Here is an 18,558-nt window from a genome sequence, read left to right as displayed (position 1 = left end):
CCCGCAGACGGCGAAACCCCGCGGCCGATGGCCACGGGGTTTCGCTGAAAAGAGAGCGTCAGCGGTCGCGCTTCTCCTTGATCTTGGCCTTCTTGCCGCGGAGGTTGCGCAGGTAGTAGAGCTTCGCGCGACGGACATCACCGCGGGTGACGACCTCGATGTGGTCGATGACCGGGCTGTGCACGGGGAACGTGCGCTCCACGCCCACCTGGAAGCTGATCTTGCGGACCGTGAAGGTCTCGCGCACGCCATCGCCGGAACGGCCGATGACGATGCCCTGGAACACCTGGATGCGGGAGCGGGTGCCCTCGGTGATGTTCACGTGCACCTTCACGGTGTCACCGGGGTGGAATTCGGGGATGTCGGAGCGCAGCGAAGCCGCGTCGACGGAGTCGAGGATCTGCATGGTCGATCACTTCCTGAGGCCGCCACAGGTCGACCGCGAGAGAGAGGGAAAGGATGTCGCGTGCCCGATGTCGCCGGAGAAAGCCGGACGACGGACTCCCCTGAGGCAGAGCCGGGTCAGGGCACAAAGATCCATTCTGCCACGGATGCGTCATCCGTCAAAAACGGGTCAGGCGGTGGGCGGCTGCTTCTCGGCGATGACGAACACATCGTCGCTCACGGGCTCTGTCCGCGGGGGCTGCGGTGGGATGTAGCCGACCCCTTCGGCGGTGCGGAGCACGATAGCGGCCGACCCGCGGGCTTCGCGCCACAACTGCCACAGCTCGAGCCAGAACAGCCCGACCGCGACGAAGACCGTCAGCACCATCACCGGTGCCCACCACGCCTGATTGAAGAATCCGAGCGAGATCGTGAGCAGGTGCCATACGGCGAAGCCCGCGACATCCCACCACGAGACGGCCCGATGCGCGCGCACGGTCCCCCTGGCTCGCACGAGGAGCGTGAGGAGGAGCTGCCCGATGAACACGGACGGAATCGCGAGGAACAGCACCCAGGCGAACGCCCAGCCCCCGGCGTTGAAGATGCCCCAGCCGACCAGCAGCCACAGGGGAAGGAGGAAGGCGGCAGGAATCAGCCACCCGTAGAACGCCCGACGAACCCACATGGGACTGATCGTACGCCCGCCGCAGGCGCCTGGCACCGGCGGACGGGAGACGCTGAGCAGCCTCTCAGCCCGAGCCTCCCGCATCCGACAGAATGGAGGGGTTGAAGGGATCACGATGATCGAACTGCGCACGCCGGCCGAGATCGACGCCATGCGTCCGGCCGGACGCTTCGTCGCCGAGACGCTGGCAGCGCTGCGCGACGAAACGAAGGTGGGAACGAACCTCCTGGCGATCGATCGCCGGGTCCACGAGCTGATCCGGCGCGCCGGCGCCGAATCCTGCTACATCGATTACCACCCCTCGTTCGGCGCCAGCCCGTTCGGAAAGGTCATCTGCACGTCGATCAACGATGGGGTGCTCCACGGGCTCCCGCACGATTACGCGATCCGCGACGGCGATCTCGTGTCACTCGATCTCGCGGTGTCGATCGACGGCTGGGTGGCCGATTCAGCCGTCTCATTCGTGGTGGGAACGCCGCGCGAGGAAGACCTCGCGCTCATCGACACCACGCAGCGCGCTCTGGATGCCGCGATCGCCGCAGCGACGGTCGGCAATCGCGTCGGCGACATCTCCGCGGCCATCGCGGCCGTCGCACGCGCTGACGGGTATTCGATCAACACCGACTTCGGCGGCCACGGCGTCGGTCACATCATGCACGGCGACCCGCACATCGCGAACGACGGCAGGGCAGGACGGGGATATCCGCTTCGCGCCGGGCTCGTGGTGGCCCTCGAACCGTGGTTCCTGCAGACCACGGACGAACTCATCACCGACGCGGACGGCTGGACGCTGCGCAGCGCAGACGGCTCGCGCGGGGCGCATTCGGAGCATACGATCGCGGTGACCGATGAAGGCCCGATCGTGCTGACAGACCGCAGCTTCCTCGGCGTGGACTGATATGCCCGCCGCGGTCGAGGTCGAGGGCCTGGTCAAGGCCTACGGGCACAAGGTCGCGGTCGACGGCGTCTCGTTCCAGATCCAGCCCGCCGAGACCTTTGCGCTGCTCGGGCCCAACGGGGCGGGCAAGTCCACCACGATCGAGATCCTGGAGGGCTACCGGCACCGCAGCCACGGTGCGGTGCGGGTGCTCGGAGTGGATCCCCACCGAGGCGGCTTGGAGTGGAAGGCGCGACTCGGGATCGTGCTGCAGACGACGGGTGAGAGCGGACCGGTCACCGTGCGCGAGCAGATCGCGCACTTCGCGGCGATGTACCCCCGCCCGCGCGACGTCGACGAAGTCATCGCCGCGGTCGGGCTGGAATCGCAGCGCAACACGCTCATCCGCCGTCTCTCCGGAGGTCAGCGGCGACGCGTGGATGTGGCCGTGGGCATCATCGGCCGACCGGCCCTCCTCTTCCTCGACGAACCCACCACGGGGTTCGACCCGGCCGCGCGTCGCCAGTTCTGGGACCTCATCCACTCGCTCAAAGACGAAGGGACGACGATCCTGCTGACCACCCACTACCTCGACGAGGCCGCCCAGCTCGCCGACCGCGCAGGCGTCATCGCCGGAGGGGCGCTCATCGACATCGCGCCCATCGATCAGCTCGGCGGCGAGGAGGCGCGGATGCCGGTGGTCCGATGGTGGAAGGAGGGCGTGAGGTACGAGGAGCGGACGTCCGAACCGGGTGCGCTGACCGCGCGCCTCTTCCGCGAGCTCGGCGAGGTGGCCGGGCTCGAGGTGATGCGACCGAGCCTCGAAGACGTGTACCTCGCGATGATCGGCGCGGTCGATGCCGAACCGGCACGCGAGTCGGCGGCGTGAACTCCGGCGCCCCTGACGGGATCGCCCCGCTCCCCCGCGGCCGATCGGCACGGATCGGCGGACTCCGCGTCGGCTACGAGGTGCGTGCGTACTTCCGTCAGACCGACACGCTCTTTTTCACCTTCCTCTTCCCGGTGCTGATGCTCGCGATCTTCGCCACCGCGTTCAGCAGCCAGTCGTTCGGACCGCCGGGTGCAACGATCAGCGCGGCGGCGTACTACCTTCCGGGGATGCTGGCCGCCGGCATCCTGCTCTCGGGTCTGCAGAATCTGGGAGTCGACATCGCCGTCGAGCGGGCGGATGGGACGCTGAAGCGCTACGCCGGCTCGCCGATGCCGATCGGCAGCTACTTCATGGGCAAGATGGGCCAGGTCGCCGTGACGGCATCCCTGCAGGCCGCGGTGCTCATCGTCGTCGCGTGGGCGGTGTGGAAGGTCGAACTGCCCTCGACGGCCCAGGCGTGGGGGACGTTCGCGTGGGTTTTCGTGCTGGGGGTGTCGTGCTCTGCGGTGCTGGGTATCGCGGTCAGTGCGGTCCCGCGATCCGGCAAGTCGGCGCAGTCCGTCATCGTGCCGATCGCGCTGGTGCTGCAGTTCATCTCGGGCGTGTACATCGCCTTCGACGTCCTGCCGGAGTGGATGCAGCAGATCGCGAGCGTGTTCCCGCTGCGGTGGACCGCCGCCGGGATGCGTGCGGTCTTCCTCCCCACCGACTTCGAGAGCGCCGAACCCGGAGGCACGTGGGCGCTTCCCCTGGTCGCGATCGTGTGCACTGCCTGGCTCGTAGTCGGGCTCATCGTGTGCGCGCTCACGTTCCGCTGGAATCCGAAGGATCGCTGACCGGTCCGCAGGGCCGCGATCAGTCCTGCGAGGCGGGGTGCTCCTGCGCGCTTCCGATCACGACGCTCTCGCCGATGCGATGGACGTGGACGTTGTTGGTCGAGCCTTCGATCCCCGGAGGCGCCCCGGCCGTGACGACGACGACATCGCCCGTGACGGCACGGCCGTTGCCGAGCAGAACTTCGTCCACGATCCGCATGAGCGCGTCGGTGGTGCCCACGCGCGGAACGAGGAACGTCTCGACACCCCAGGTGAGCGCCATCTTGGAGCGCGTCTCGGCGAGATCGGTGAACGCGAGGATCGGCACGCGGTGGCGCAGCCGCGACATCCGCCGCGACGAGTCGCCGGACTGACTGAACACGCACACATACTTCGCATCGACGAAGTCGGCGATCTTCGCGGCAGCGAGCGTCAATGCGCCGCCCTGGGTCTTCGGCCGCGTGCCGAGCGGCGCGATGCGGTCGAGGCCGTGATCCTCCGTCGACTCGATGATCCTCGCCATCGTCCTGACGACGGCGATCGGATCATGACCCACGCCGGTCTCGCCCGAAAGCATCACGGCATCCGCGCCATCGAGTACGGCGTTGGCGACATCCGACGTCTCGGCGCGCGTCGGCACCGCGGCGGTGATCATCGACTCCAGCATCTGCGTCGCGACGATCACGGGCTTGGCCCAGCGCCGCAACTCCTCGACCGCACGCTTCTGCACGATCGGCACCTCCTCGAGCGGCATCTCGACGCCGAGATCTCCCCGGGCGACCATGACGCCGTCGAACGCGTCGATGATCTCGTGGAGCGCGTCGACCGCCTGCGGCTTCTCGACCTTCGCGATGACCGGGACGCGTCGGCCCTCTTCGGCCATGATCCGGTGCACCGGCACGACATCCTCCGCCGACCGCACGAACGAGAGGGCGACGAGGTCGACGCCCAGACGCAGCGCCCAGCGCAGGTCGGCCTCGTCTTTGGGGCTCAGCGCCGCGACGCTCAGGGCGCGGTCGGGCAGGTTCATGCCCTTGTTGTTGGACACCGCCCCGCCGACGACCACTTCGGTCCGCACGCGGGTGCCGTCGGTGTCGAGCACGCGCAGCCGGACTCTGCCGTCGTCGACGAGGATCGCATCGCCCGGCTCGACCTCGGCGGGGAGGCCGGCGAAGGTCGTGCCGACCAGCTCGCGGGTGCCCTGCACGTCCTCCGTCGTAATCGTGAAGACATCGCCCTTGGCGAGGAGGTGCGGGCCGTCGGCGAACCGGCCGAAGCGGATCTTCGGACCCTGCAGGTCGGCGAGGACGCCCACGGCGTGGCCTGTGGCATCCCCGGCACGGCGGACGTGGTGATAGGCGCTCTCGTGGTCTGAGTGCGTGCCGTGACTGAGGTTGAGTCTCGCGACATCCATCCCCGCGCGCATGAGGCCCTCGATCGCCTCGTAGGAAGACGAGGACGGGCCGAGGGTGGCGACGATCTTGGCACGGCGCATCGAGACTCCTGTCGTGGCGGGATGCTGCCGATCATCGCGGAGCGAGGACACCCCCAGGTGAACGAGTCGTGACGAATCGTGTCGCGCGAGTCGCTATTGCCCGAGGAGATCCGGGCGTCGCGTCCTCGTGCGCTCCACCTGCTGTTCCCGCCGCCAGCCTGCGATCGCGCCGTGGTTGCCGCTCAGCAGCACGGGTGGCACGTCCTGCCCACGCCACTGCGCCGGCTTCGTGTACGAGGGGTACTCCAGCAGCCCGTCTTCGTGCGACTCCTCGACGAGGCTCGCCGGGTTGCCGACGACGCCCGGAACGAGACGCCCGACCGCCTCGATCATCGCCATCGCCGCGACCTCGCCGCCATTGAGCACGTAATCGCCGAGACTCAGGAGACGTACCTCACCCAGTGACGCCGCGTGCGTGAACACGCGCTCGTCGATGCCCTCGTAGCGACCGCATCCGAAGACCAGATGCGATGCCTCGGACATCTCGCGCGCGGCCGCCTGCGTGAACAGTTCGCCCGCCGGCGACGGGAAGATGAAGATCGGCGGTTGGTCTGCCGGAGCATCGGCGGCGATCGCCTCGAGCGCCTCGCCCCACGGCTCGGGCTTCATCACCATGCCGGCGCCTCCGCCGTACGGGGTGTCATCGACCGTGCGATGACGATCATGCGCCCAGTCGCGCAGGTCGTGCACCCGCACGTCGAGCAGGCCTCGCTCCCGCGCCCGACCCAGCAGCGACACCTCGAGGACGTCGAAGAATGACGGGAAGATCGTCACGACATCGATGCGCACGTCAGTCCTTCGCGGAGTCGTCCTCGGTCGGCTCGGGCTCCGCATCGTCGGGGAGCTCTTCGAACAGTCCGGGCGGAGGCGTGACGATCACTCGGCCGCCGGCGATATCGACCACCGGCACGATCGCCTTCACGAACGGGACGAGCACTTCCGCCTCACCGTCGGCCCCACCGGGGGTCCGCACGATGAGCAGGTCTTGGGCGGGGAAGTGATCGACGCGGATCACGCGGCCCGCCACGAGCCCGTCCCGCACCACATCGAGCCCGACGAGTTGATGGTCGTACCAGGCGTCGTCCTCGGCCACAGCGGCGTCGTCGTCCTCGTCGATCCAGAGGATCGCTTTGACGAGGCTCTCGGCGACGTCACGATCCTCGACGCCCTCGAAGAACGCAACGGGGTGGCTGTTCATCCAGCGGAACTCGCGCACCGTGAGCGGTTTGCCGTGCCAAGGCGATGCCTCGGGCACCTGCAGCGTGAACGTCGCTCCCGGCACGAATCTGCCGTCGGGATCGTCGGTGAACAGCTCCAGCTTGAGGGCGCCCTTGAGCCCGTGGGCCTTGACCAGCCTGCCGACGCGCAGCTGCGCGCGGGGGGTCTTGTCTGCCTGGACGGGTTCTTCGGATGTCGCCACGTCAGTCATCGGCGACGTCGACGCGGACGCGCCGACCATCGGCGAGGGCCGAGATGAGCGTGCGCAGAGCCTTGGCCGTGCGACCGCCGCGCCCGATGACGCGACCCCGGTCATCGGGGTGCACACGCACCTCCAGGACGTCGCCGCGCGGCGACGAGGAGGCGCGGATGGTCACGTCGTCCGGGTGATCGACGATCCCCTTGACGACGTGCTCGAGCGCGGCGGACAGCACGACGACTACTCTGCGTCGGTCGCGTCAGCGGTGTCGTCGGCCGGAGCCTCGACCTTCGCCGACGTCTTCTCGGCCTTGGGCTGGAGGACCGACTTCTTGGCGGAGTCGATCTCGAACGGAGCCTTCGGCGCGCGCACCTTGACGGTCGAGACCGCGTTGGCGTCACCCTTGAACTTGCCCCAGTCGCCCGTGAGCTTCAGCAGCGCCGCGACCTGCTCGGTCGGCTGCGCGCCGACCGACAGCCAGTACTGCGCGCGCTCGGAGTCGACCTCGATGAACGAGGGCTCCTCGGTGGGGTGATACTTGCCGATCTCTTCGATCACGCGACCGTCGCGCTTGGTGCGCGAGTCGGCCACGACGATGCGGTAGTAGGGCGCACGGATCTTGCCGAGGCGCTTGAGACGGATCTTGACAGCCACAATTCTCCTGAATGGTGTGATGAGGAAGGAACCGGTCGTCCGGGAGAGTGGGGTGCACACCCGGCGGAAGCTCAGAGGAGGACAGCGGTGCTGGATAGAGGGTCGAGCACCACGTCCGACCCCCCATTCTCCCACATGACACACCGTTTCACGAACACTGCCGCGTGCGGGGCGGATCGGATGTCGCGTGCCAGACTGGGCCGATGACGGTGCCGTTTGCGACATCCGCCCGCTCATCGGTGGGTATCGAGTGGGAACTCATGCTCGCCGACGGCGAGACGGGCGACCTCGTCCCCCGCGGGCCCGAGGTGATCGATGCCCTCGAGGATTCGACCGCGCTGGAGCGCTTCACCGTCACCGGTGAGCTACTGACCAACACCGTCGAGGTGACGAGCGGAATCGGTGACACGGTCGAGGCCGCGGTCGAAGACATCGCGGATGCCATCGCCGCCGTCCGGGCAGTCACCGACCCGATGCAGATCGAGCTGCTGTGCGCCGGCAGCCACCCCTTCGCACAGTGGTACGACCAGCAGGTGACCGACAAGACGCGGTACCACACCCTCATCGAGCGCACCCAGTGGTGGGGCCGGAACATGATGATCTGGGGCATCCACGTGCACGTCGGCGTCGAAGACGTCAACAAGGTCTTCCCGATCATCAACGCCCTCTCCGTCTACCTGCCCCACCTGCAGGCACTGTCGGCCTCCAGCCCGTTCTGGGCGGGCGAGCGCACCGGGTACGCCTCGAATCGTTCCCTCGTGTTCCAGCAGCTCCCCACCGCGGGGCTCCCATGGCCGCTGGAGAATTGGTCGCAGTACGAGGACTACCTCCACGACATGGAGCGCACCGGCGTGATGGCCGACGCCACCGAGGTGCGCTGGGACATCCGCCCCGCTCCTCGGTGGGGCACGATCGAGGTGCGCGCGTGCGACGGCATGTCGACGCTGCCCGAACTGGCCGCGGTGGCCTCGCTCGTGCAGGTGCTCGTGGAGCACTTCTCACGCGAGTTGGATGCCGGGCGCGAGCTGCCGACCATCCAGCCGTGGTTCGTGCGCGAGAACAAGTGGCGCTCGGCCCGATACGGGCTGGACGCCCGGGTGATCGTCGACAGCGACGGCACCCAGGTGGAGGTGACCCGTCACCTCCGCGACCTCGTCGAGCGGCTCGGCGATGTCGCCGTCGACCTCAGGTGCGCGCGCGAGTTCGCCGGTCTGGAGTCGATCCTGACCCAGGGGGCGAGTTCCACGCGTCAGGTCCTGGTCGCGGACGCCGCCGGCGGCGACCTGCGTGAGGTGGTGCAGCACCTGATCCGAGAGTTCCGCGCGGGTCCGACGCTGCGCGATCACCTCGCTGCACTGAGACACTGACGACCCGCGCACAGCCAGGGCCGCGATCCCACCAGGAATCCACCCAGCCAGTGTGCGTACCGTGGACGCGTGTCTTCCCTCCGGTCGCGAGCAGCCGTCGCGCTCCTGCTCGTGGCACTCATGGCGAGCAGCGGATGCGCGGCCATGATGCCCGCCGCGGACTCGACCCCGTCGGCGACACCGCTCCCGGCTGCGCCCGAGCGCACTCCGGATCCTGACCAGACCGCGCCGCCGACCCTCGACGCACCCGTGATCGTCACGATCGGCGACTCGATCATGGCGGGCTACGGCCTGGACACCGGCGACGACTGGCCTTCGCTCATGGCCGCCCGCACCGGCGCCTCGGTCACGAACCTCGCGTGCAGCGGTGCGGGGTTCATCGCCGAGGGCGACTGCGGCACCGATTACTCGGGCCTGATCGACGCCGCGATCGCGGCGTCTCCCACCGTGGTGATCCTGCAGTCCTCCGACAACGACGACGGCGAGAGCGATGAAAGCCTCGACGACGCGGCCATGTCTATCGTGGTGGCCCTTCGCACCGCACTACCGCACACCAGCATCATCGGGATCAGCACGCTGTGGAACCAGCCGTACGACGAACCGGACGAGGTCGCGTCGAGCTCGATCGCGCTGCAGACCGCGGTGGAGGCGGTCGGCGGCACCTTCGTCGACATCGGTCAGCCGCTGCAGAACGGGGAGGGGCTCATGCAGTTCGACGACGAGCACCCCACCGCCGCCGGTCAGCAGGTGCTGCTGGATGCGATCACGTCGGCATTGGCCGGCGCGGGCATTTTCGTCTAACGATCAGCCGTTCCCGAGCAGCTTCTGCAGCTCGGCGATGTCGGCGGCGGTCGGCGCACCCTTCGCTCCCGTTCCGAGCCCGAAGCCCGAGCCGGTGGGTGCCGCCGGCGCAGCGTTCGCGGCTCCGGCGGCCTCCGCTGCGCGCTTGGCGGGGTTACCCGACCGCGACACGGCGCGGGCTTTCTGCTGCTTGCCCCGCTTGGAGGATGCGCCGGGTCGCCCGGCACCGGGTACCGGGCCCATTCCGGGGATCTGGGGAACGCCCCCGCGCGCGACGGTCTTCATCATCTTGGCGGCTTGGTCGAATCGGTTCACGAGCGCATTGACATCCGTGACGGTCATCCCCGAGCCGCGGGCGATGCGCAGGCGACGAGAACCGTTGAGGATCTTCGGATTGCGCCGCTCCCCCAGCGTCATCGAGCGGATGATCGCCTCGGTGCGGTCGATCTCCTTCTCGTCGAAGTCGTCGAGCTGCTGCTTCATCTGGCCCATGCCCGGCAGCATGCCGAGCATCTTCTTCATCGAGCCCATCTTCTTCATCTGCTGCATCTGCTCGAGGAAGTCCTCGAGGGTGAAGCTGTCGCTCGCGAGCTTTTCGGCGACCTTGAGCGCCTCGGCCTCGTCGAACGCGTTCTGCGCCTGCTCGATCAGGGTCAGGATGTCGCCGAGATCGAGGATGCGTGAGGCCATGCGGTCGGGGTGGAACGGCTCGAGATCGTCGAGCCCTTCACCTGTGGAGGCGTAGATGATCGGTCGTCCAGTGATCGAAGCCACCGACAGTGCGGCACCGCCTCGGGCATCGCCGTCGAGCTTCGAGAGGACCACGCCGGTGAAATCGACGCCGTCCTGGAACGCCTTGGCGGTGTTGACGGCATCCTGACCGATCATCGCGTCGATGACGAACAAGACCTCGTCCGGATCGGTCGCCTTGCGGATGTCGGATGCCTGCTTCATGAGCTCGGCGTCGACACCCAGGCGGCCGGCGGTGTCGATGATGACGACGTCGTGCTGCTGACGGCGTGCAACCTCGACACCGTCGCGCGCGACCTGCACGGGGTTTCCGACGCCGTTGCCGGGTTCGGGCGCGTAGACGGCGGCGCCTGCCTGCGCGGCGACCACCTGGAGCTGATTCACCGCATTCGGACGCTGCAGGTCAGCGGCGACGAGAAGTGGCGTGTGCCCCTCCTTCTCGAGGAGCTTCGCGAGCTTGCCGGCGAACGTCGTCTTTCCGGATCCCTGGAGGCCGGCGAGCATGATCACCGTCGGCGGGTTCTTCGCTAACTGCAGGCGCCGCTGCTGTCCGCCGAGGATCGCGACGAGCTCTTCGTTGACGATCTGAACGACCTGCTGCGCGGGGTTCAGCGCACGGTTGACCTCATCGCCGAGAGCGCGCTCACGCACCTTCGCGGTGAACTCCTTGACGACGGGCAGGGCCACGTCGGCGTCCAGCAGTGCGCGCCGGATCTCGCGGACGGTTCCGTCGATGTCGGCCGGCGTGAGCTGACCCTTCTTGCGAAGGTTGCGGAAGGTCTCGGTGAGTCGGTCGGAGAGAGTGCCGAAAGTCGCCATGATCCGCCAAGTTTACGCGACGGGATCGTGGATCAGGATGCGGCGGCCGGAAGCACCGCGGCGGCTGGAAGTGTTGCCACGACCGTCAGCGCTCGATCCAGCACACTCCCGAGCGCCCTGCGCCCCGGGCCTTCGTCGGCCCACAGTTCCACGGACGCCAGCACCGCACCGCCGTAGGCCGCGGCGAGCACCTCGGCCCGCAGGGCATCCTCGCCTCCGCGGCGCAGCCGATCGGCGACCGCGCGCGCGATCCTGGCTCGTCGGAGAGCGGACTCGCGTTCCAGCTCGTCCTCGATTCCCATCGCGGCGGAGTTCGCCATCGCCAGCGCGAGGCTTTCCGGCTCGAAGTCGTCGGCGATCTCGGCGACCGCGGCGCGCACGGTGGTCGCAGCATCCGGTCCCTCGTCCGAGTGCAGGCGTGTGCGGAGGGCGGCGATGCGCTCGTCGAGGGCGGCCCAGAGCACATCGCCCTTCGAGGAAAAGTAGTTGAAGAAGCTCGAACGGCTCACGCCGGCGCGCGAGGTGATGTCGGCGATCGACGTCGCGTCGTAGCCGCGCTCCAGGAAGAGTTCGCACGCGGCCTCGGCGAGCACCTCGCGCGACGATGCGCGGGGCCTGCCGGTCCGCGGCTCGGAGCTCATGCCTCCAGGGTAGGGGGCGCGACAGCCCGAGTGACGCGTATTGTTGGACGCGATCCAATAACGCCACGAGCGAGGAGCGGACGTGCTCGAGATCCTGAACGCCGGGCTGGCACCGGCGTACATCGCCTATCACGACGGCTGGGCGCTGCAGCGACGCGTCCATGCCGAAGTCGTCGCCGGTGCGCGACCCGACACGCTCATCGTGCTCGAGCACGAGGCGGTGTACACGGCGGGCAAGCGCACCGAGCCGCAGGAGCGGCCCACCGACGGCACCCCGGTCATCGACGTCGATCGGGGCGGCAAGATCACCTGGCACGGCCCGGGCCAGCTGGTGGGATACCCGATCGTCCGGCTGCCCGAGCCGATGGACGTCGTCGCCCACGTCCGTCGCCTGGAGCGACTGCTCATCGACGCCCTCCGCACGCACGGCGTCGAGGGTTACCAGGTCGCAGGGCGCAGCGGCGTCTGGGTCCGCCGCCCCCTGTCAGAGGACAAGGTCGCTGCGATCGGGGTCCGCGTCGAAAAGGGCGTGACGATGCACGGGTTCGCGATCAACTGCGACAACTCGCTCGCGGGCTTCCGCGGCATCATCCCGTGCGGGATCACGGATGCCGGGGTCACGACCGTCAGCGAGATCGTCGGCGCCGACATCGCGCCGGCCGACATCCTCGACACGGTGACCGGCACGTTCCGCGCCGAGTACGCCGCGGAGTACGAAGGAGCACGAGCATGAGCGCGTCGGGACCGGACGGGCGCAAGCTCCTGCGGCTCGAGGTCCGCAACGCCGAGACGCCGATCGAGCGCAAACCGGAATGGATCAAGACCACCGCCCGCATGGGACCGGAATACACCGCCCTGCAGCACCTGGTGAAAGACGAAGGTCTGCACACGGTCTGCCAGGAAGCCGGATGCCCCAACATCTTCGAGTGCTGGGAAGACCGCGAGGCCACGTTCCTGATCGGCGGCTCGCAGTGCACCCGTCGCTGCGACTTCTGCCAGATCGACACCGGCAAGCCGGCCGACTACGACACCGATGAGCCGCGGCGCGTCGCCGAGAGCGTACGGCAGATGCGCCTCCGGTACGCCACGGTCACCGGGGTGGCGCGCGACGACCTTCCGGACGAGGGCGCGTGGCTGCACGCCGAGACAGTGCGCCGGATCCACGCAGACAATCCCGGCACCGGGGTCGAGATCCTCGCCACCGACTTCTCGGGCAATCCCGCGCTGCTGGGCGAGGTCTTCGAGTCTCGCCCGGAGGTGTTCGCGCACAACGTCGAGACCGTTCCGCGGATCTTCAAGCGCATCCGTCCGGCGTTCCGTTACGAGCGCTCTCTGGACGTCCTCACCCAGGCGCGCGATTTCGGCCTCATCACGAAGTCCAACCTCATCCTCGGGATGGGCGAAGAGCCCGAGGAAGTGGTGCAGGCGCTGCAGGATCTCCACGACGCGGGCACCGACATCATCACGATCACCCAGTACCTCCGCCCCACCCCGCGGCACCTCCCGGTGGCCCGCTGGGTCAGGCCGCAGGAGTTCGTAGAGTTCAAGGAGGAAGCCGAGCGGATCGGATTCCTCGGAGTGCTGGCGGGCCCGCTCGTCCGCTCGTCGTACCGCGCGGGGCGGCTCTGGGCGCAGTCGATGATCTCGAAGGGCCGCGAGATCCCGCCGCACCTCGCCCACATCGCCGAGGCGGCCGACCTCGGCTTCGCCCAGGCGGTGTGAGTCAGCGAGGGACGACTAATCGGCGCTGGTGACCGATTGGACTTCGCCCTCGGAGCTGAGGTTGACCAGCAGCACGTCGTCGGTGGCGTCGGGGTCGAGGGCATACTCGAGCACCGCGAACGGGTCTGAGCCGCCGTGCTCATCGGCCAGGATCGTCATGCTCATCAACTGCAGCGAGCGGATGATGTCGATCGGCGTGTCTCCGGAGATGTCGACGAGCAGCTCCTCGATCTGGTCGCCGAGCGCCTCCTGCTGCTGCAGGGTGTATTCGGTCACCTCGCTCGCGCGGTCATCCAGCTCCGAGACCATTGCGTTGCGCGCAGCGAGGTCGATCGCCTCGATCGATGACACCATGGCCGCGGCGACATCGAGGGCTGCCTGCGACACGTCGTCCTGATCGGGCGCGGTCAGGTCGACGGTGACCGTCTGGTCTCCGAATTCGACGTTCTCCGACCAGAAGATCGATCCGTCAGGTCCGGACTCCAAGAGCCCGAAGAAGTCGTGTTCGATCGCCATCTCCCCATGAAACCAGCGCGGCGCCCCGGACGGTAGTGCGGATGCGCGTGTCCGGCATTGTTTTCCTGAGAGCGGAAGAATCACTCCACCAGCGACGCGGCGAACACGTGCGGCGTGAAACCGGTCAGATCGCCGATCCCTTCGCCCTGCCCCAGCAGCTTGACCGGTATTCCGGTCTTCTCCTGGACTGCCAGCACGAACCCACCCTTGGCCGAGCCGTCGAGTTTGGTCAGCACGAGGCCCGTGACCCCGGCGTGCTCGAGGAACGCCTGGGCCTGCAGTACACCGTTCTGACCCGTCGTCGCGTCCAGCACCAGGAGCACCTCGCTGATGGGCGCCTGCTTCTCGATCACCCGACGGATCTTCGTCAGCTCGTCCATCAGGCCGCCCTTGGTGTGCAGGCGGCCGGCGGTGTCGACGAGCACGATCTCGGTGCCGGTCCGCTTCGCGTACTCGATCGTCTGGAAGGCGACGGATGCCGGATCCTGGCCTTCCTGCTGAGGGCGCACGATCGCGGCTCCCCCGCGCTCGGCCCACGTCGCCAGCTGGTCCACCGCGGCGGCGCGGAAGGTGTCGGCCGCGCCGACCACGACCGAGCGCCCGTAGCGCTGGAGGAACTTCGCGAACTTGCCGATCGTCGTGGTCTTGCCGACCCCGTTCACCCCGACCACGAGCACGACCGCGGGACGCTCGGTGAGCCGCAGCGTCGTGTCGAACTTCGCGAAGTGCTCCTCGAGCGTTTCGCGCAGCATCCGCTGCAGATCCTTCGGATCCGTGGTGCGGTACCGATCGACCTTCTCATGCAACTCGTCGACGATGCGCTCGGTGATGTCCGGGCCGAAGTCGGCGGTCAGCAGCGCGGTCTCCAGGTCGTCCCACGTGGTCTCATCGATCGTCGGCTTGACGAAGACGCCGCGCAGCGCGCGGCCGAGCGACCAGGAGCTTTCTGCCATGCCGAGAAGCTTACGAGGCGACGCGGTCGCCGACGCGCTGGCCGACCACCGCGGAGACGCCGTCCTGTCTCATCGAGACACCGTAGAGCGCATCGGCGATCTCCATCGTGCGCTTCTGGTGCGTGATCACGATCAGCTGGCTGCTCTCGCGCAGCTGCTCGAACACTCCCAGAAGGCGCCCGAGGTTCGCGTCGTCGAGTGCCGCCTCCACCTCGTCGAGGATGTAGAAGGGGCTCGGACGCGCCTTGAAGATCGCGGTGAGCAGGGCGACCGCCGCGAGCGAGCGCTCCCCTCCGGACAGGAGCGACAGTCGCTCGATCTTCTTGCCGACCGGGCGCACCATCACCTCGATCCCGGTGGTGAGGGGCGAATCGGGATCGGTCAGCGAAATGCTGCCCGTCCCGCCCGGGAACAGGATCGGGAACACCTCGCCGAACGCGATCCTGGTGTCTTCGAACGCGGCGAGGAAGATGACCTGCATCCGTTCGTCGAGCTCGTCGATGATGGTCATGAGGTCTTTGCGCGTCTGGGTCAGATCGGCGAGCTGCTCGGTCAGGAACTTGTGTCGCTGCTCGAGGGCGGAGAACTCCTCGAGCGCGAGCGGATTGACCCGCCCGAGCTGAGCGAGCGTGCGCTCCGCATCCTGCAGACGCCTGCGCTGCGCGGCCCGATCGAAGTTCTCGGATCCCTCAGCGTCCGGACCATATTCCGAGATCAGAATATCTTCCTCGAGGCTCAGCTCGGAGAGCACGCGTTCGAGCAGGCTCGAGGCGTGCAGCCGCTTCTCGTGGATCTTCAGCTCGAGTCCGTGCACCACCTCGGTGAGGCCGGCGAGGCGTTCGCGGACGGATGCCTCGCTCCTGCGCAGGTCGGTGAGCTCAGCGGTCACCGCAGTGCGGGCCGATTCCGCCGTGGCGAGGTCGACCCTCGCCTGGCTCACCGAACGGTCGGCCGAATCCAGGAGCGCCGGCAGCTGCGCGGCGACCTCTGCCGCGATGTCGCGCTGCGCCCGCCGGATCACGGCGCGACGCGCGGCCTCTTCGGCCGCCGATCGTTCGCGTTCGCGCTGGCGGACGAGTCCCGTCACACGCGCTTCGCCCGCGCGCATCCGCTCCTTGAGCGTCTCCACATCCAGTCGCGCGCGCATCTCGGCGTCTCGCGCGACCTCGAGCGCGCTGAGCAAGCCGTCGCGGGCGGATGCGTCGAGGATGGGCCGCGGCGCTTCGACTGCCGCGGCGTACCTGTCGCCGGCGACGCGAGCCGCCGCTTCCGCATCCTCCACCGCCGCCTCGGCCTGCCGCACGCCGGCGGCGAGCCGATCGCACTCGGCGACGGCCGCCTCGTGCCGGACTGTCGCGCGGTTCACGTGCTCCGCGTGCGCGGCCAGCGCCGCATCGTGCGCACGGAGGGTCTCCAGTGCCGCCTTGGTGTGGCGTCGCGCATCTTCCAGGCCCCGCACGCCCTCCGCGAGGGCTTCGCGCAACGTGTCGACGATCACCGAGACCTCGGCGAGGCGATCGGTCGCGGCATCGCGTTCCGCCGCGAGTTCCAGTCGTGATCGGCCGCCGCCGGAACCGGCGCGGACGGTGTGCGCGGTGACGACCTCACCGGCACGGGTGACGATCGTCACGCGTGCCGATGAGGTCGCGATCGCAGCGAGCGAAGGTGCCGCGGCGGCAGCGGCATCCAGATCATCGGCGATCATCGTGCCCGCCAGGATCGCGAGGATCCCGTCGGGGGCGCGCACGACGTCGGTCGCCGCCACGATGCCCGAAATCGCGGGTAGGGCCGGTGCGCGATCGGGCCCGGTATCGGCTTCGGCGATCGCGATGTCGACGACGCCCAGGTCGTCGCTGCGCGCCGCCCGTGCGAGGTCGTAGGCCTCGTCGCGGGTGCCGACCAGCACGCCCTCGGCGAGGGGGCCGAGCGCGGCAGCGATCGCCGCTTCGAACCCGGGGGTCACCTTGACCGAGTCGCCGATGAGGCCCAGGATCCCCGCGCCACCCCGCGCGACGAGCTCGGCCGCGGCGTTACGGATCTCGAGCGCGCGCCCGAGTGCCCGGGTCTGCGCGGTCAAGGCCTCCGCCTCGCGCTCGGCGGCGTGCAGCCGCTCGCGCAGTGCGCCTACCTGGGTCTCGGCCTCAGTGGCCGCGCGCTGCGCCTGCTCGTACGCGCCGGCGTGCGCCGCCGAACCGTCCTCGGGAACCAGATCCGGGTCGACGCCCGCGAGCACCTGCTCGGTCTCGGCTCTGCGGGCGGTCGCCGCATCCAGTGCGGCGCGCTGCCGCTCCAGTCCCGCGCGCACTGCGGCGAGGGTGGACGCGGCGGCTTCGGCGCCGCCGCGCAGGGAGGTCAGGCGCATGTCGTGCTCAGAGACCAGAGCACTCTGCTCGGCGATGTCCACGTCGAGCGCGTCGAGCTCGGCGCGGGCGCGCACGACATCGCGGCCGGCGGAGGCTGCAGCATCCTGAGCTCCGCCCAGGCCGTCCGAGATCTCATCGATCTCGGCGCGGGCCTCATCGATCGTGGCCTGCGAAACGGTCGGATGCTCGAGCGCGGCGTCGTCGTCCGCACCGAGCAGCGCGAGCCGCTGCCCCGTCAGGGAATAGAGCGAGCGGAGCCGCTCCTGCACGCGCTCGAGCGCGAAGGTTACGCCGCGGGCCTCGTCGACGGCGATCGACTGCTGCCCGGACTCGAGCTGAGCGATGCGTGCACGCACGTTCTCGCCCTGATCCTGAAGCACGAGCCGCTCGGTGTGACGCTCCTGCTCGCTGCGGGCGTGCCCGGCGAGCTCCGCGCGCAGGGTGAGCAGCTCATCGGCGAACAGCCGCGCTTTGGCGTCGCGCACGACCGAAGCGATCGTCGCGGCCTCGCGCGCGATCTCGGCCTGACGGCCGAGAGGCTTCAGCTGGCGACGCAACTCGCCGGCCAAGTCACTCAGGCGCGTGAGGTTGGCCTCCATGGCGTCGAGCTTGCGAAGCGTCTTCTCCTTGCGGCGACGGTGCTTGAGGATGCCCGCGGCCTCCTCGATGAACCCCCGCCGATCTTCGGGGGACGCCTGCAGCACGCTGTCGAGGCGACCCTGCCCGACGATCACGTGCATCTCGCGACCGAGACCCGAGTCGCTGAGCAGCTCCTGCACATCCAGCAGGCGGCAGGTCGATCCGTTGATCGCGTATTCGCTCGCGCCGTTGCGGAACAGGGTGCGGCTGATCGTCACCTCGGAGTACTCGATCGGCAGAACACCGTCGTGATTGTCGATCGTCAGCTGCACCTCGGCGCGGCCGAGCGGCCCTCGAGTCGCCGTACCGGCGAAGATGACGTCTTCCATCTTCCCGCCGCGGAGGGTCTTGGCTCCCTGCTCCCCCATCACCCACGCGAGCGCGTCGACGACGTTGGACTTTCCGGAGCCGTTCGGCCCGACGATCGCGGTCACGCCCTGCTCGAAGGCGAAGGTCGTCGACTGCGCGAACGACTTGAACCCTTTGAGCGTCACGCTCTTCAGGTGCATGAACGCGCCCTTTCCGGCCGATGGATAGCGCGTTTCACGCTACCCGACAACCTGCCCACGACGAGGCAGGCGGGCCGACAGCCCCGCAGCACCGCGCTCGGCGTTCCGTGCGGGGACACGCCCGGCTCTCCACCGATTCTGGGAATCAGCTTGACGCGCGTATCCCGGGCGCGCTAGCGTCACTCTTCGCGTCAGAAGTCGAAAGGAGGTCACCCATCATGATCAACATGAACCACGCCGCCAGCTGTGCAGCCACCCC

General features: G+C 68.6%; 19 protein-coding genes. 7 read left to right on the top strand and 12 right to left on the bottom strand.

The features are described 5' to 3' along the window. Window positions 1-58 precede the first annotated feature (58 nt). Window positions 59-406, bottom strand: coding sequence for a 50S ribosomal protein L19 (rplS, locus tag ACFE6Z_RS02495; RefSeq protein ID WP_375384105.1), 348 nt, complete (start codon window positions 404-406; stop codon window positions 59-61). A gap of 168 nt (window positions 407-574) precedes the next feature. Beyond that, entirely contained in the window at window positions 575-1,069 is a 495-nt protein-coding gene (locus tag ACFE6Z_RS02490) for an MFS transporter permease (protein ID WP_375384104.1), read from the bottom strand. 115 nt (window positions 1,070-1,184) lie between these two features. Here ACFE6Z_RS02490 and map point away from each other — a divergent pair, with 115 nt between their 5' ends. Genes map through ACFE6Z_RS02475 form a run of 3 tightly spaced genes read left to right on the top strand, consistent with a single transcriptional unit; the run spans window position 1,185 to window position 3,674 of the window. Continuing rightward, a complete protein-coding gene (gene map, locus ACFE6Z_RS02485; protein ID WP_375384103.1) occupies window positions 1,185-1,967 on the top strand; it encodes a type I methionyl aminopeptidase in 783 nt (260 codons plus the stop codon). Between the two features lies 1 nt (window position 1,968). Then, window positions 1,969-2,835 (top strand): ABC transporter ATP-binding protein, encoded by an 867-nt coding sequence (locus tag ACFE6Z_RS02480; RefSeq protein ID WP_375384102.1) that lies wholly within the window; start codon window positions 1,969-1,971, stop codon window positions 2,833-2,835. After that, window positions 2,832-3,674, top strand: a complete 843-nt coding sequence (locus tag ACFE6Z_RS02475) for an ABC transporter permease (protein WP_375384101.1) — start codon at window positions 2,832-2,834, stop codon at window positions 3,672-3,674. Before ACFE6Z_RS02480 ends, ACFE6Z_RS02475 begins: the two co-directional genes overlap by 4 nt. 19 nt (window positions 3,675-3,693) lie before the next feature. On the opposite strand, the gene pyk is transcribed toward ACFE6Z_RS02475, so the two are convergent. The 5 genes from pyk to rpsP all read right to left on the bottom strand — a co-directional run bounded on the left by pyk (window position 3,694) and on the right by rpsP (window position 7,219). Next, entirely contained in the window at window positions 3,694-5,148 is a 1,455-nt protein-coding gene (gene pyk / locus ACFE6Z_RS02470; RefSeq protein ID WP_375384100.1) for a pyruvate kinase, read from the bottom strand. A gap of 93 nt (window positions 5,149-5,241) precedes the next feature. Next, window positions 5,242-5,937 (bottom strand): tRNA (guanosine(37)-N1)-methyltransferase TrmD, encoded by a 696-nt coding sequence (gene trmD, locus ACFE6Z_RS02465; RefSeq protein WP_375384099.1) that lies wholly within the window; start codon window positions 5,935-5,937, stop codon window positions 5,242-5,244. A 1-nt stretch (window position 5,938) separates the two neighbouring features. Next, window positions 5,939-6,577 carry a ribosome maturation factor RimM gene (gene rimM / locus ACFE6Z_RS02460; protein WP_375384098.1) on the bottom strand — a complete coding sequence of 213 codons (639 nt, stop codon included), beginning with the start codon at window positions 6,575-6,577 and terminating at the stop codon, window positions 5,939-5,941. After that, on the bottom strand, window positions 6,570-6,800 hold the full coding sequence (locus tag ACFE6Z_RS02455; protein ID WP_375384097.1) for an RNA-binding protein: 231 nt from the start codon (window positions 6,798-6,800) through the stop codon (window positions 6,570-6,572). Before ACFE6Z_RS02455 ends, rimM begins: the two co-directional genes overlap by 8 nt. Window positions 6,801-6,805: 5 nt before the next feature. Further along, window positions 6,806-7,219 carry a 30S ribosomal protein S16 gene (gene rpsP / locus ACFE6Z_RS02450; protein ID WP_375384096.1) on the bottom strand — a complete coding sequence of 138 codons (414 nt, stop codon included), beginning with the start codon at window positions 7,217-7,219 and terminating at the stop codon, window positions 6,806-6,808. A gap of 203 nt (window positions 7,220-7,422) precedes the next feature. On the opposite strand from rpsP, the gene ACFE6Z_RS02445 reads away from it, so the two are divergent. Together ACFE6Z_RS02445 and ACFE6Z_RS02440 are read left to right on the top strand one after the other, a co-directional pair. Further along, a complete protein-coding gene (locus ACFE6Z_RS02445) occupies window positions 7,423-8,586 on the top strand; it encodes a glutamate--cysteine ligase (RefSeq protein ID WP_375384095.1) in 1,164 nt (387 codons plus the stop codon). 69 nt (window positions 8,587-8,655) lie between these two features. After that, entirely contained in the window at window positions 8,656-9,387 is a 732-nt protein-coding gene (locus tag ACFE6Z_RS02440; protein ID WP_375384094.1) for an SGNH/GDSL hydrolase family protein, read from the top strand. Between the two features lie 3 nt (window positions 9,388-9,390). Here the strand turns inward: ACFE6Z_RS02440 and ffh are convergent, their stop codons facing one another. Together ffh and ACFE6Z_RS02430 are read right to left on the bottom strand one after the other, a co-directional pair. Then, the gene (gene ffh, locus ACFE6Z_RS02435) at window positions 9,391-10,956 is read right to left on the bottom strand and encodes a signal recognition particle protein (RefSeq protein WP_375384093.1); all 1,566 of its coding nucleotides are present in this window, start codon (window positions 10,954-10,956) and stop codon (window positions 9,391-9,393) included. A 32-nt stretch (window positions 10,957-10,988) separates the two neighbouring features. Continuing rightward, on the bottom strand, window positions 10,989-11,597 hold the full coding sequence (locus tag ACFE6Z_RS02430; protein ID WP_375384092.1) for a TetR/AcrR family transcriptional regulator: 609 nt from the start codon (window positions 11,595-11,597) through the stop codon (window positions 10,989-10,991). Window positions 11,598-11,679: 82 nt separating this feature from the next. Here ACFE6Z_RS02430 and lipB point away from each other — a divergent pair, with 82 nt between their 5' ends. Together lipB and lipA are read left to right on the top strand one after the other, a co-directional pair. Next, the gene (gene lipB, locus ACFE6Z_RS02425; protein WP_375384091.1) at window positions 11,680-12,330 is read left to right on the top strand and encodes a lipoyl(octanoyl) transferase LipB; all 651 of its coding nucleotides are present in this window, start codon (window positions 11,680-11,682) and stop codon (window positions 12,328-12,330) included. After that, a complete protein-coding gene (gene lipA, locus ACFE6Z_RS02420) occupies window positions 12,327-13,319 on the top strand; it encodes a lipoyl synthase (protein WP_375384090.1) in 993 nt (330 codons plus the stop codon). Before lipB ends, lipA begins: the two co-directional genes overlap by 4 nt. A 15-nt stretch (window positions 13,320-13,334) precedes the next feature. Here lipA and ACFE6Z_RS02415 read toward each other — a convergent pair whose 3' ends face one another. The 3 genes from ACFE6Z_RS02415 to smc form a co-directional block, all read right to left on the bottom strand. Further along, on the bottom strand, window positions 13,335-13,835 hold the full coding sequence (locus tag ACFE6Z_RS02415; protein WP_375384089.1) for a DUF2004 domain-containing protein: 501 nt from the start codon (window positions 13,833-13,835) through the stop codon (window positions 13,335-13,337). A gap of 80 nt (window positions 13,836-13,915) precedes the next feature. Continuing rightward, window positions 13,916-14,788, bottom strand: a complete 873-nt coding sequence (gene ftsY, locus ACFE6Z_RS02410; RefSeq protein ID WP_375384088.1) for a signal recognition particle-docking protein FtsY — start codon at window positions 14,786-14,788, stop codon at window positions 13,916-13,918. 10 nt (window positions 14,789-14,798) lie between these two features. Then, window positions 14,799-18,299 carry a chromosome segregation protein SMC gene (gene smc, locus ACFE6Z_RS02405; protein WP_375384087.1) on the bottom strand — a complete coding sequence of 1,167 codons (3,501 nt, stop codon included), beginning with the start codon at window positions 18,297-18,299 and terminating at the stop codon, window positions 14,799-14,801. Window positions 18,300-18,558: the final 259 nt, after the last annotated feature.

This window comes from uncultured Microbacterium sp. (assembly GCF_964244775.1).
Taxonomy (GTDB): Bacteria; Actinomycetota; Actinomycetes; order Actinomycetales; family Microbacteriaceae; genus Microbacterium.
Note: the sequence above shows the minus strand (reverse complement) of the source record. Positions and strands in the feature narration are given on the sequence as shown.